The organism is Candidatus Schekmanbacteria bacterium, assembly GCA_003695725.1.
GTDB lineage: Bacteria > Schekmanbacteria > GWA2-38-11 > GWA2-38-11 > J061 > J061.
On sequence record RFHX01000109.1, the window covers coordinates 1 to 12722 of the forward strand.

The 12722-nt window shown below is 38.6% G+C and carries 11 protein-coding genes, 2 tRNA genes, 1 other RNA gene and 1 pseudogene; 3 read left to right on the top strand and 12 right to left on the bottom strand.

What is annotated here, in order from left to right:
• Positions 1-83: 83 nt before the first annotated feature.
• The 3 genes from D6734_04455 to D6734_04465 are packed head-to-tail and all read right to left on the bottom strand — an operon-like array spanning position 84 to position 3601.
• Entirely contained in the window at positions 84-1502 is a 1419-nt protein-coding gene (locus D6734_04455; GenBank protein ID RMF96059.1) for a UDP-N-acetylmuramate:L-alanyl-gamma-D-glutamyl-meso-diaminopimelate ligase, read from the bottom strand.
• A gap of 4 nt (positions 1503-1506) precedes the next feature.
• Positions 1507-2667: a class A beta-lactamase-related serine hydrolase gene (locus D6734_04460; protein ID RMF96060.1), complete on the bottom strand. Its 1161-nt coding sequence runs from the start codon at positions 2665-2667 to the stop codon at positions 1507-1509.
• Between the two features lies 1 nt (position 2668).
• Positions 2669-3601 carry an LD-carboxypeptidase gene (locus D6734_04465; protein ID RMF96061.1) on the bottom strand — a complete coding sequence of 311 codons (933 nt, stop codon included), beginning with the start codon at positions 3599-3601 and terminating at the stop codon, positions 2669-2671.
• A 173-nt stretch (positions 3602-3774) separates the two neighbouring features.
• Between D6734_04465 and D6734_04470 the strand changes: the two genes are divergently transcribed.
• The 3 genes from D6734_04470 (at position 3775) to proC (ending at position 6110) form a co-directional block, all read left to right on the top strand.
• Positions 3775-4257, top strand: coding sequence for a regulatory protein RecX (locus tag D6734_04470; GenBank protein ID RMF96062.1), 483 nt, complete (start codon positions 3775-3777; stop codon positions 4255-4257).
• 1 nt (position 4258) lies between these two features.
• Entirely contained in the window at positions 4259-5032 is a 774-nt protein-coding gene (locus D6734_04475; GenBank protein ID RMF96063.1) for a hypothetical protein, read from the top strand.
• Between the two features lie 256 nt (positions 5033-5288).
• On the top strand, positions 5289-6110 hold the full coding sequence (gene proC / locus D6734_04480) for a pyrroline-5-carboxylate reductase (protein ID RMF96064.1): 822 nt from the start codon (positions 5289-5291) through the stop codon (positions 6108-6110).
• Between the two features lie 6 nt (positions 6111-6116).
• Here the strand turns inward: proC and ffs are convergent.
• From ffs to dnaN, 9 genes and pseudogenes are all read right to left on the bottom strand, one after another.
• An RNA gene (gene ffs / locus D6734_04485) (signal recognition particle sRNA large type) lies at positions 6117-6384 on the bottom strand.
• 20 nt (positions 6385-6404) lie between these two features.
• Positions 6405-6494: transfer RNA gene (locus D6734_04490), tRNA-Ser, on the bottom strand.
• Between the two features lie 26 nt (positions 6495-6520).
• Positions 6521-6611: transfer RNA gene (locus D6734_04495), tRNA-Ser, on the bottom strand.
• Between the two features lie 55 nt (positions 6612-6666).
• The gene (locus D6734_04500; GenBank protein RMF96065.1) at positions 6667-7275 is read right to left on the bottom strand and encodes a hypothetical protein; all 609 of its coding nucleotides are present in this window, start codon (positions 7273-7275) and stop codon (positions 6667-6669) included.
• A complete protein-coding gene (locus tag D6734_04505; protein ID RMF96069.1) occupies positions 7262-7702 on the bottom strand; it encodes a nucleoside deaminase in 441 nt (146 codons plus the stop codon). The genes D6734_04500 and D6734_04505 overlap by 14 nt, the downstream gene beginning before the upstream one ends.
• 31 nt (positions 7703-7733) lie before the next feature.
• Positions 7734-10157, bottom strand: a complete 2424-nt coding sequence (gene gyrB / locus D6734_04510) for a DNA topoisomerase (ATP-hydrolyzing) subunit B (GenBank protein RMF96066.1) — start codon at positions 10155-10157, stop codon at positions 7734-7736.
• 3 nt (positions 10158-10160) lie between these two features.
• Complete coding sequence (locus D6734_04515; GenBank protein ID RMF96067.1) at positions 10161-10385, bottom strand: hypothetical protein; 225 nt, start codon at positions 10383-10385, stop codon at positions 10161-10163.
• The gene (locus D6734_04520) at positions 10370-11473 is read right to left on the bottom strand and encodes a DNA replication/repair protein RecF (protein ID RMF96068.1); all 1104 of its coding nucleotides are present in this window, start codon (positions 11471-11473) and stop codon (positions 10370-10372) included. Before D6734_04520 ends, D6734_04515 begins: the two co-directional genes overlap by 16 nt.
• 6 nt (positions 11474-11479) lie before the next feature.
• Positions 11480-12577, bottom strand: a pseudogene (gene dnaN / locus D6734_04525) (DNA polymerase III subunit beta).
• Between the last annotated feature and the right edge of the window lie 145 nt (positions 12578-12722).

Here is a 12722-nt window from a genome sequence, read left to right on the forward strand (position 1 = left end):
ATGATATCTTCAAAACTTAAAAATTCTCTTCTTTCATTAGAATTTCCCATTATGCTATTTGCATTATTGTTTATTTGTGCATATTAGCTATCATACTGGTATATTTGAATTATTTTTTTAACTAATTTCTTATGAAAATTACCAAAATCTCCGTTGCTCATACCAACAACGATATCTCCTTCTTTCAAAATTGAAACCAACTTCATAATTATAGAATCAACATTCTCGATGAAGTATGCTTCCCTGCCTCTGCTTTTTATTCTTTCAATCACTTCTGCAGATGAAAACCTCTCCTTGTCAGGAAGAAGATTTTTATTATACGGTTCAGATAGAATCACAATATCAGCATCATCAAAACTTTCAGAATATTCCTTTTCAAAAATTTTCCTTCTGCTTGAATTTGAACGCGGTTCAAAAACTGCAATTATCCTTCTTTTTGGAAATCTTGCTCTAAATCCTTCAAGCGTCTTTCTAACAGCTGTAGGATGATGCGCAAAATCATCATAAATCTCAATATGATTCACACATCCAACAAGCTCCTGCCGCCGTTTTACACCTCTAAATCCCTCAATTTCTTTTGCGCATCTCTCCACATCAAAACCCATTAGATAGAAAAGAGCAATAACTCCTGTCAAATTGGCATAGTTATGTCTTCCAATCAATCTCGTCTTAAAAGAGAATCTTCCCAAATCTTTGGCTGTTACGAAAACCTCCCCCTTCTCTTCATCTACCTTTTCAATAATCCAGTCGTTTTTATCCAAAAATCCATATCTAATAGTTGGTGTTTTTGCATCCTTTATCAATTCTCTTACATTTTTGCTGTCACCAAATGCAGAAATTCCTCCTTTTTTCTCATCAACCAAATCAACGAGTTTTGAAAAGTTTCCTAAAATCTGCTCTAAATTCCTATAAATATCGGCATGGTCGAACTCGACATCATTAAGCAGAAGATAATCAGGCATATAATGGAGAAATTTTGGACCCTTATCAAAGTAAGCACTATCGTATTCATCGCCTTCAACAACAAAAAAACTGCTTTTGCCCAACTTGTAGTTTTTTCCAAAATCCTTTGGCACTCCACCTATCATAAATCCAATATCTTCTCCCAACCTGCTAAAAAGATAGGCGATTGCTGAAGAAGTAGTTGTTTTTCCGTGAGTACCTGCTGAAACAACGGATTTTTTCCCTTTTATAAAATATTCCCATAATGCTTGTGGAAAGGAAATCTGCTTTATACCTCTTCTTTCTATCTCAACAGCTTCAGGATTATTCTTTGAAACAGCATTGCCTATAACTGCAAATTCAATGTTAGAAGGAACATTGTCTGATGAATACCCTATTTTTACAGGCACTGAAAGTTCTCTTAAAAGCTCGCTCGTCGGATAGTAGAGCCCCTTATCGGAACCCGAAACATCAAAGCCCGATTCCTTCAACATTCCTGCCAAAGCGCTCATACCGGTTCCGCCTATGGCTACGAGATAAACAGACTTTTTTTTGGTCAAAAAATTACTCCTCTTGCAAAACCTTTTCCCTTCTCAATGGATGCGCTTCTCCAAGAACCTCCATTGCCGCATCATAAAGAAGAGGCCTATCTTTGATAAAACTTCTATTGCTCCTATCAGGATGGACTCTATTGGAAAGTAGAGCTATTACAACCTCTTTCTTCATATCTATCCACAATGATGTACCTGTATAGCCGGTATGTCCAATCGAAAGGGGCGAAAAATAATGCCCTGAAGTTGAAAACCCTTCAGAAGGGGTATCCCATCCAAGAGCCCAAGATGAATCTCTTTCTATGAGCTGTCTTTTTGAAAATTCTTTTATAACTCTTTGTTTTATAAAATCATTTCTTCCATGATAGGAATCAAGAATGGTCATTCCAAAATTAAAGACATCTTCTGCTGTCGAAAACAGTCCTGCATGTCCTGATATTCCACCCATAGCATATGCATTATCATCATGGACTTCGCCCTTTATTACACCACCGCGCCATTGTGAATACTCTGTGGGGGCAATTCTTTTCAAGCGCTCTTCTGACAATGTGCGACCCTTGTCTTCAAGATTAACAAAAAAAGTATCCTTGAGTCCCAAGGGAATGAAAATTTCCCTTTCACAAAAACTATCCAAAGCCTCCCCGGTAATCTTTTCAATAATTTCGCCAAGGGCTATAAATCCGATATCGCTGTATTTCGTAACAGGATTTTCACGCTTTTCAATCTCTTCATTGTTAACCAGTGAATAAACCATCTTTTTTGCATTACTTTTACACATAAGTTGACTTCCTTCTTCCTCATCCTTTCGTCTTATTTCCTCAAAATATGGATACCAATCAGACAAGCCCGAAGTATGAGTAAGAAGATGTTTTATTGTAATTTTATCTTTACCATTGGAAGCAAATTCATCGATAAACTCTGAAACCTTCATCTCGATATTTATCAATCCTCTTTGCACCAAAAGCATAATTGCAGTTGTAGTTGCCATCACCTTTGTAACCGAGGCAATATCATAAATCGTATCTACATCGTTTCCAATCTCATACGGCACTAACTGTTTTTTCCCAAATGCCTCAATAAATTTTGCTCCCCCCTTTTTTCCCGCAGCAATTACGAAACCGGGGGTAGATTTTTTTCTTAATACTTCTTGCGCTGTTTCTCTGAATTTTTCCATATCAACCTCTTTTACATATTGAATTCCCTTTGATTTTCACATACTCACTATCACTGTCTATTTCAACAATACCTCCAACAGGCAGTGTTATCGAACCGTATCCATGTCCGACTGGAAATGAAAAAAGGACAGGATAGTTGTATTTTTTCGTTATTTCTTCAATCACTTCACAAATTATTGAATTCCATTTTTCATTTTTTCTTCCCCTCATATCTGTTAAATGTCCAATTATGAGTCCTTTTATTCGTGAAAGTTTTCCAACTTCATCCAACTGCCACAGCATACGCTCAATCCTGTATGGCGCTTCACCAACATCTTCAAGAAACAAAATCTTTCCTTCTGTTTCAATCTCCCACTTAGTGCCAATGGCAGAATTGATGACAGAAAGACATCCTCCTGTAAGGCGTCCTGTGGTCTTCCCGCTTCTTAGAAACTTTATCCCCTCCTTTTTTCCTACTAAAATATCATTTCCATTATTCATCATTTCAAAGAAAAAACTGAATTCCTCATTATAATCCTTAACCACCATATTGCCTCCGGGCATAGGCCCATAAAAGTTGACCATTCCGCATCGCTGCTCAAAAGCTGTATTAAGCAAAGTAACATCACTTGAACCGCAGAAGACTTTTACATTTTTGCCAATCATTTCAAAATCAAGATGCGGCAGCACTTGGCAGGCGCCAAAGCCACCCCTTACAGCTATTACACCCTTGACCTCCTTATCCTTAAAGGCATTGTTTATAATCTCTGCTCTTGTTTCCCCATCTCCTGCCAAATATCGCTTCTTGTCGAATATTCTTCTATCATAACAAACCCTGAAGCCATATTTCTCTATTAGCTCTTTTCCTCTCTGAAAACGGCTTTCTGTAAAGCTACCCGAAGGGGCAACAAGACTTATCAAGTCTCCCTTCTTCAAAGATGCCGGTTTCTTCATACTTTTCAGCTCACTTTAGAGAAAAAGCCTTCGACAGTGAAATACTGGATTTACACTTTTGAATTTAACTAAATCAAATAGATGACAAACAAGCGATTTCAAATTAAAATTTATATCCAAGGTAATTTGTGAAATATAACATACATCAACATTATAACAAAGTCTATTAGGTGATGAAGAAAAAAAAAGAAACTTCCTATGATGAAAAAAAAATTTTTGATTACGCCTGCTGGTATTTGACAAGGTATCCCTCATCGAAAGAAAGATTGAAGGAAAAATTAAATGAAAAAACCTCTGATTCAGCTCTGATTGAAAAAGTTTTAATGAAGCTTGAATCCTTTGGATATTTGGATGATAGGGAAATTGCAGAGTCTGTTGTGCGAAATTTTTCCCGACGCGGGTATGGTAAGAAAAGGATCATTCTCAAACTTTATGAGAAAAAAATCAGAGACGAAGAGTTGATAAATGAAATATTCAAAGAATACGATAATCAAAACATAGAAGACGAAATTTTACGAAAAGTTGTAAATAAAAATAAAGAAAAATATGATCTGTCATCATCTACGGGCAGAAAAAAATTCATTGATTTTCTACTTCGCAGAGGATTCCCAAATGAAAAAATCTACAATGAATTTCGAAGACAGGGCATAATTTGAAATGAACCGGTCAGAAAATCTATACAACGAAATTATTCACAATAAGATATTAGAACATATACCCAAAATCTTCGACGCAAAACGCATAGAAACAATCCAAAAAAGAGGCAAAATCATTGAAGAAGAAGCAATGGAAATCGCATCTATGCGTGAGGCGCCATCTGAATTGCTTGGGCTCATTGCAAAACTTACGGAATTCAAAAATCTTCGCTCAATAAGGCAAACCCTCTTTTTCAACCCAAAGACTCCCATTGCTGTTTCCAAAAGTCTTATAGGTTATCTCGACAAACGGGAATTGATAAAAGTCCTCAATCTTCCCACAGTACCTTATTCATTGAAAAACATTGTCCTTGAATATCTCAAGAACAAACTTCCTGAAATTCCATTGGGCGAAAAGATTTCACTTGCCAGAAAAGCACCAAGAAAACTTCTTCTCTTAATCATATACGACGATAATGAAATGGTGTTTGAAGCCGCTCTGTGGAATCCTAAATTAACCGAGATGGACCTTCTCGTGCTTCTTCAGAAAAAAACGGAACATCCTTCACTTACATCACTTATAGCTGGACATCCGAAATGGAAGAATCGTTACCGCATAAAAACTGCCCTTGTGCGAAACCCATCAACACCATTTTCAATATCAGAAGAAATTATTCCTCAATTGATGCTACAGGATCTAAGAATCTTGAAAAGCGCTCCTGGTCTCGATGAAAGGACCTACAAAGCAATCAGAAACGCTATCCTTGTGAAAATAAAGTCAGCAAGGAAAAGATAAAAGCTTCTTATTCAGTCCATCAACAGCACGAAAGCCAACCAATAATTGAAGACGATAAAAATCCTCCCGTAGTTATTCTACTTGCTTACCTCACTGAAATATTCCTTAAAATCTAACATCTATCATCAGTAATAGACATATGTAAAAAAATAAATTTGGATAAGATTGGAAAAGGGGCTATAATGAGAAATCATTTGAAAAATTAATTTTAAAAAATCGACTTCCATCAAGAAAATATCCATAACAGTAATCTGATATGAAAAAAAGGATCAAAGAAAAAATCGCTTTCATAGGCGCCGGGAATATGGCGGAAGCAATTTTGGCAGGTCTTTTAAAGAGCAAGACTGCAACCCCTTCCAACATCATTCTAAGTGATCCTTCAGAAAAGCGTCTTCTTCACTTGAAGAAAAATTACAAAGCAAAGACGACAAAATCAAATATTGAAGCAGTAAACTCGGCAACTATAATACTGCTTGCAGTAAAACCGCAGGTGATGCCCGATGTCCTTGAAGAGATCAAGGGTTCAATAACATCTGGACACCTTGTCATATCCATAGCGGCAGGCATAAAAATTTCCTTTATCAAGAGTTTTTTAGGAAAAAATTCAAAAGTGATACGGGTGATGCCCAATACTCCTGCCTTGGTTGGTATGGGAATTTCAGCCATAGCGTCAGATAAAAGGGTATTGTCATCAGACCTATCAAAAGCCCAAATAATTTTAAATGCAGTTGGCAAAACAGTCTTGTTGGATGAACGTTATCTCGATGCTGTAACAGGACTTTCAGGAAGCGGTCCTGCCTATTTCTTCCTCATCATTGAGGCACTTATCGAAGCAGGCGTTGCCGCAGGGCTTTCAAGGGCTGTATCGAAAGAGCTCGTTATTGAAACAGCCAAGGGGGCAGTATGTTTATTGCAGGAAACAGGCAAGCCGCCTGCTGAATTGCGAGAGATGGTAACTTCTCCCGGCGGTACAACCGTTGCCGGGCTAAAAGTATTAGAAGAAGGAGCGCTTCGTTCAACTATCATCAAGGCCGTTGAAGCTGCAACTGCGCGCTCAAAGGAGCTGTCAGGAAAATAAAAACGGCCATGCACCCATCATCGATAAAACCGAACAAGCGCTATTATTTATGCGAGAGCTCAAATCAGGCACCCTTGTAACACATAGAAGACACTGATTATGGCTGCTACGTTCCCGTCCTGACCAGGTTCTCAGGCTTCTATTGTACAAGACCCGATTCTCAACGCTCCGCATAAATATGCTGACCTCACCCGATTTTACCTCCGATGGGAATTCGACCCCGCTATAGCGAATTGCGGGCTACAGGGTATCGCTAACTCCCCGTCTAGCATGGCCGTAATTCTAAACCAACAACGGAGAGGGAGGGATTCGAACCCTCGGTCCCTGTCACCAGGGACACACGATTTCCAGTCGTGCTCCTTAAACCAGCTCGGGCACCTCTCCAAAAATTTTTTCTTATAAATTCCAATTAGCGGAGAGAGAGGGATTTGAACCCCCGGTGCCCTAAAAGGGCACAGTTGATTTCGAGTCAACCGCCTTCGACCACTCGGCCATCTCTCCGAAAAGGGATTGTAGCTAAAAAGACGAGATTGTCAACTATCGAGGTAAACTCTCTTTAAAACATTGGCTCCTCGACAGCCCGTCCTTTCACAGTAAAATCTGAATAGGAGACAAAATCAACTTGAAGGTCCATACTCTCAATTTTATCAAAACCGCCTTCGATTATGTCGCCATTTTGAAATTCGCGCGGTGAGTTAGCAGTTATAACTTTAACAGGAAATGCATGTCCACCTATTTTTCTTCCACTTCTATCATAAAAATAAATGCTCAAATTCAGCATCTGAACATCCTTTTCTGCCACTACCTTGCCATAATAGGCGGCAATATTGCCTGTCCCTCTATAACACTTAAAATCTATTATCTTTATGCCAAATTCCGGATAATTGAATTCTTTCGGAAACTTTTCTCTGTTAACTTTTTCAAAGGGCTTTCGTGTAAAAGGTTTTTTTTCTGTTGGAGCCGCCTTCTTGACTACTGTAGGGCTTCTTTTTGAAGCCTTATAAAGACGCTCTTCAATCGCCGCTATTCTCCTTGATAAGTTATTGATTCTATTTTTGAGATTCTCAATTTGTTCTGTTACATCAGGCTTTTCCTCTTTTTTACAGGAAACTACCAATGGTAGAGAAAAGACCAATAAAATAGCAATGTATCTATAAATCTTCATTTCTTCTTTCTATGAAAAAATTTTTCAATAATTTTTCACATTCCTCTTTCTTTATTCCCTCGACAATTTCAACGCGATGGTTTAGCTGAGGAATTTCAAAAGCATTCAGAAGAGTTTTGACTGCTCCCTTTTTTTCATTGTATGCGCCGAAGACAAGTTTCTTAATACGCGCAAGCTGTATTGCTCCTGCGCACATCAGACATGGTTCAAGCGTTACATAGAGAATTATATTTTCAAGACGCCAACTTTTTTTAATTTCAAAGAGTTTTTTCAAAATAAGCATTTCTGCATGGGCAGTGCAGTCATTCAACTGCTCGGTTCGGTTGTGCTCAAACGCAATCGCCACACCATCTTCAACCGCTACTGCACCTATTGGGACTTCGCCTTCATCATAAGCGCACTGTGCTTCTTCAATGGCTCGACACATAAACTCATTATGAGTTTCTTTTTCTTCAATGCTATATGTCAAGATTGCGAACCTGTTTGCCGTATAGCTGTATAAAATTCTTTCTTGGTTCTACCTGATCACCCATCAAAATCGTAAAGACTTCATCCGCTTCAACCTTATCATCGACCCTCACCTGAAGAAGCCGCCTTGTTTCGGGATTCATCGTTGTTTCCCACAGCTGTTGCGGATTCATTTCTCCAAGTCCTTTATACCTTGAAATTGAAATTCCTTTTTTCCCTGCCTGCGTCACATATTCCAAAAGCGAGCGTCCATCAGATATATCCAGTTTATTGCCGTTATCTTGAACCGATATATTCCCATTTTCAAAGATCCCGATTTCTTTATAGAGAGCAATGCACTCCTTAATCTCAATCATATCCGCAAAGAGCCTATCTACTCTCAATTTGTATTTTCTTCCTGAGCGGTTCAGAACAAAATCGATAAAATAAGTGCCATTGTTCTCGTCCCAATCCATCTCATAATCGAAGGAAAACATTTCTTCCTTACCAATGGTCTTCTTCATAAATGTTTTGACCCGTTCCGCCATCTTGGATACTGATTTTTTTTCTGTGAAATCTGTTTCCTCTTCTGAAAGAATCTTTATTATCTTTTTAACCAACAGAGTATCCATTCCCTTGCGTCCCAATTTATCAAGCAGATAGTAAAAATTTTTGACCTTCTTCAAAAGTGTAACAAGCTTCTTATTGGTCAGCACATTCGAATCCTCATCGACACGAACCTTTATGTTTTCTGCCCCGCGCGACAACAGAAATTCATCGAGCTCATTGTCATCCTTCAAATACTGAATCACCTTATTTCCTTTCTTAACACCATAAAGGGGCGGCTGGGCTATATAAATAAATCCCTTTTCGAGAAGTTCATACATCTGCCTGAAGAAGAAAGTCATAAGCAATGTCCTGATGTGCGCACCATCGACATCAGCATCCGTCATAATTATAATTTTATGATATCGTGCCTTGTCTGCCGAAAAATCATCTTCGCCAATTCCTGTTCCGAGAGCGGCAATGAGAGTTTTAATCTCTTCGCTATTGAGCATCTTATCAAAACGGGCTTTTTCAACATTCAGTATTTTTCCTTTAAGTGGCAGTATTGCCTGAAATCTCCTGTCGCGCCCCTGTTTTGCGGAACCACCTGCAGAATCACCCTCTACGATGAAAATCTCAGATGCCGCAGGATCCTTTTCCTGACAATCTGCAAGTTTTCCCGGAAGCGATGACTCATCGAGAGCTCCCTTTCTTCTCGTCAATTCGCGCGCCTTTCTCGCCGCTTCCCTTGACTGCGCCGCATTGACCGCCTTCGATACAATCTTTCGCGCAACAGAAGGATTCTCCTCGAAGAATCTGCTCAAGTTTTCATTTACTACTGATTCGACTATTCCCTTTACCTCGCTGTTTCCAAGTTTAGTCTTTGTTTGCCCTTCAAACTGCGGTTCGGCAATCTTGACGCTTATAACTCCTGCAAGTCCTTCTCTTGTGTCATCGCCTTGAATGCCATTCTTGAGCCCCTTCAACAGGTTTGCCTGAACAGCATATCGATTGATTACCTTCGTAAGAGCGCTCTTGAAACCAACAAGATGAGTTCCTCCTTCAACAGTATTGATATTGTTTGCATAGGTGAAGAGTGATTCTGAATAACCGTCGTTGTATTGGAGAACGACTTCAAGCTCAAATCCATCGTCTTTCTTCTCGAAGTAGATCGGCTTGTGCAAGGGATTTTTGTTTTTGTTTATGCTTTCGATAAACGAGACGATTCCGCCTTTATAAAGAAATTTATGTTCTTTTTCATCTCTTTCATCGCGAATAGTTATCTCAAGTCCCTTATTGAGAAAAGCAAGCTCTCTCAATCTCTTCGAAATCGTATCGAAACTAAATTCAGTCGTTTCTTTGAAGATTTCCTTATCCGGCTTAAATCTTATTGTTGTTCCGCTCTTCTTCGTCTTGCCAAGACATTTGAGTTCTGTCTCCGGTTCACCCCTTTTATATTTTTGAGTGTAGATCTGTCCCTTATATCTCGTTTCCAACTCAAGCCACTCCGACAAGGCATTCACCACAGAGACTCCTACACCATGAAGTCCTCCTGAAACCTTATACGAACTCCTGTCGAACTTTCCACCTGCATGAAGCCTTGTCATAACGACCTCTGCGGCAGGCAGACCTACTTCCTTGTGTATTTCAGTTGGTATTCCCCTGCCATTGTCATCTACAGTAATACTTCCATCGACATTGATGACAACCGATATCTTTGTGCAGTATCCTGCCATTGCTTCATCGATGCTATTGTCAACAACTTCATAGACTAAATGATGAAGCCCGCCTACACCTGTATTGCCAATATACATAGCAGGTCTTTTCCTTACAGGATCAAGACCTTCCAAAACTTTTATACTTTCCGCACTATAGTCTTTCTCTGCCATATTCTACTTTCCGAACTCCTTTCTATATCTTTTAAATAAACTTGATACCCTTATTTTTGAAAACTCAAAACCTCCATCCCTGTAAATAACGACACTCTTTATGTCAGCATCGTTAACACTTGAGAAAGGTAAGAAATTCCCCTCTGCTTCTCTCAGCGTTTGAATATCAAAAATTCCTACAATATCCTCGAGATTTACGATTTTATTATAACCTATATAGAGGTACATTTTCCACCTGTAATTTTAATAATTTTACCTCTAAAAATCTCCATATACTCCTTTGGAATATCCGTGGCAGTCGCAATTATCTGCATCTTCTTTTCAACAAGCGCTTTCAAAAAGTTTTTTTCCCGTTCCTCGTCAAACTCTGCAGCTATATCATCAACCAAAAAAACAGGGTATTCGCCCCTTTCCTTCTTGATACGCTCGGCTTCAGCTTCCAATAGAGAAAATACTGCAGCCCGTTGCTCTCCTCTCGAGGAAAATTTTTTCATATCCTGTCCTTCAGAGATTACATTAATTACATCACGATGCGGCCCATATGATGTATAACCGAATCTCACATCACTTTGCCTTCTTTCAATCAAATTCTTTAAAATTTCCTTTCTAATATCTTCTCTTGATTCTTCACTTTCATCAAATCCACAGTATGTAAGCCTGATATCTGCCTTTCTTCCAAATATCCTTGAAAAATTATCTGCTATCAATTCATTGATCTCTCTGATGTATGAGATCCTCCTTTTTCTTATCATTGCTCCATAATTGGAAATCTCATTCTCCCACACATCGAGCTGGCTATTCCTTTCTTTCACAGAACTCTTTTTCAAAAGCGCATTTCTCTGAAGCAATGCCCGTTTATAGAGCTTTAGAATCTTCAGATATGATGGATCACATTTAACGATTACAGAATCGATGAAATTTCTCCTCTTATCAGGTCCACCTTCTATAAGATTTATAGATCCGGGGTGGAACACCACCACATTCAAAAGATTGAAGATATCACGCCTCTTGAGAAGTGTGCCTTCCCGTTTTACCGAAATTCCCGCCTCTTTGTCTATTACGGCATTGCAGGTAACAAAACCGTTTCTATTTCCAATCCTTATCTTCAGATGAGAGAAATCAGCTCCAAAGCTAATTACATCATACCTTTTTGAGGAACGAAAGGATTTAAACAACGAAAACAGATAAATCGCCTCGAGAACACTTGTCTTACCTTGGGAATTTTCCCCGACTATCAGGAGATTACAGTTGCCTATCTGAATATCAGCGCTTTCGATATTCCTGAAATTTCTTATGCTGATATTTTCTATCCACAAAGCTGATCAAACCCGCATTGGCATTATCACACCAACATACTGCTTGTCTTCCTCACTACTGAACATACAGGGACTCAATGGCTCATTCAATTCCATTGTAACTTTTCCTCCATCCATAACTTCAATGGCATCAAGCAAATATCTGGAATTGAAACCAACTACAACCTCCTCTCCACCATATTCACATTCAATCAACTCTGTTGCCTCTCCAACTTCCGGGTCATTTGAACTCAACTCTATCCTATTATCTGTAATTTTAAGCCGTATAGCTCTCGTCTTCTCGTTGCTCATCAAACTTACCCTTTTCACGCTGTGCCTCAAAACTTCTCTATCAACTGTCAACTTGATCTTTGCATTTTCAACCAACACCCTCTCATAATCAGGAAACTCACTTTCAATCAACCTTACAACAACTTCTACTTCATCCTTTTTCATAAGCAGATAATTCTTTCCAATGCTAAACTCTGCATTACCTTCATCGCTTTCAAGAATTCTTCTAATCTCCTGAATACCTTTTCTTGGCACAGTAACTCTGAATTTTCCATCTGCACCATCCAATTCAGCATTGACTTTTGCCAATCTATGGCCATCAGTAGATACCAACTCAAATTCCTTACCTTCCATTCTCCACAACATTCCTGCAATATTCAATCTTCCCTCGTCTGTAGATATGGCATAAACAGTCTTTCCAATCAATTCAGCCAACAGCTCAACTTCAACTTTAATTGAAGATTCCGTTTTAACATCAGGAAACTTTGGATAATCCTCAGGGTTGATTCCTGATATTTTAAATTTTATGCTGTCACACTCGATATTGACCCAATAGTTATCCAAGAGTTCAATCATTATATTTGATTCAGGAAGCTCTTTTACAATCTCATAAAACCTCTTGCATGGAATTGCAACAGCTCCTGCACGTTCGACTTCACATTCGTAGCTTCCCCTGACGCCAACTTGTAGGTCTGTAGCAAACAGTGTTATTTCATTAGACTCAGCACAGAGCATTACATTTGAAAGTATTGGCATCGTGGTTGTTTTAGTAGCTATGTTTTGGACCTTTAATAGTCCTTTAAGGAGGTTTGCTTGATTAATTCTAATCTTCATAGTTTCTCCTCAATAGAAGTAGATAATAAAAGTAATAGATGTTGAAAACTTATAAACCATATTTTCATTAAAGAAAACATAATTTTAATTGCTGAATATTGTGGTAAAAAAAACTTGGTAAAATGTTTATAACTCATTATTTGAA

What these genes read in the sequence shown, in the direction of transcription:
- D6734_04460 (RMF96060.1), bottom strand. Translation starts at nt 2,667, where the DNA reads ATGGAAAAATTCAGAGAAACAGCGCAAGAAGTATTAAGAAAAAAATCT.
- D6734_04465 (RMF96061.1), bottom strand. Translation starts at nt 3,601, where the DNA reads ATGAAGAAACCGGCATCTTTGAAGAAGGGAGACTTGATAAGTCTTGTT.
- D6734_04470 (RMF96062.1), top strand. Translation starts at nt 3,775, where the DNA reads ATGAAGAAAAAAAAAGAAACTTCCTATGATGAAAAAAAAATTTTTGAT.
- D6734_04475 (RMF96063.1), top strand. Translation starts at nt 4,259, where the DNA reads ATGAACCGGTCAGAAAATCTATACAACGAAATTATTCACAATAAGATA.
- proC (RMF96064.1), top strand. Translation starts at nt 5,289, where the DNA reads ATGAAAAAAAGGATCAAAGAAAAAATCGCTTTCATAGGCGCCGGGAAT.
- D6734_04500 (RMF96065.1), bottom strand. Translation starts at nt 7,275, where the DNA reads ATGAAGATTTATAGATACATTGCTATTTTATTGGTCTTTTCTCTACCA.
- D6734_04505 (RMF96069.1), bottom strand. Translation starts at nt 7,702, where the DNA reads ATGTGTCGAGCCATTGAAGAAGCACAGTGCGCTTATGATGAAGGCGAA.
- gyrB (RMF96066.1), bottom strand. Translation starts at nt 10,157, where the DNA reads ATGGCAGAGAAAGACTATAGTGCGGAAAGTATAAAAGTTTTGGAAGGT.
- D6734_04515 (RMF96067.1), bottom strand. Translation starts at nt 10,385, where the DNA reads ATGTACCTCTATATAGGTTATAATAAAATCGTAAATCTCGAGGATATT.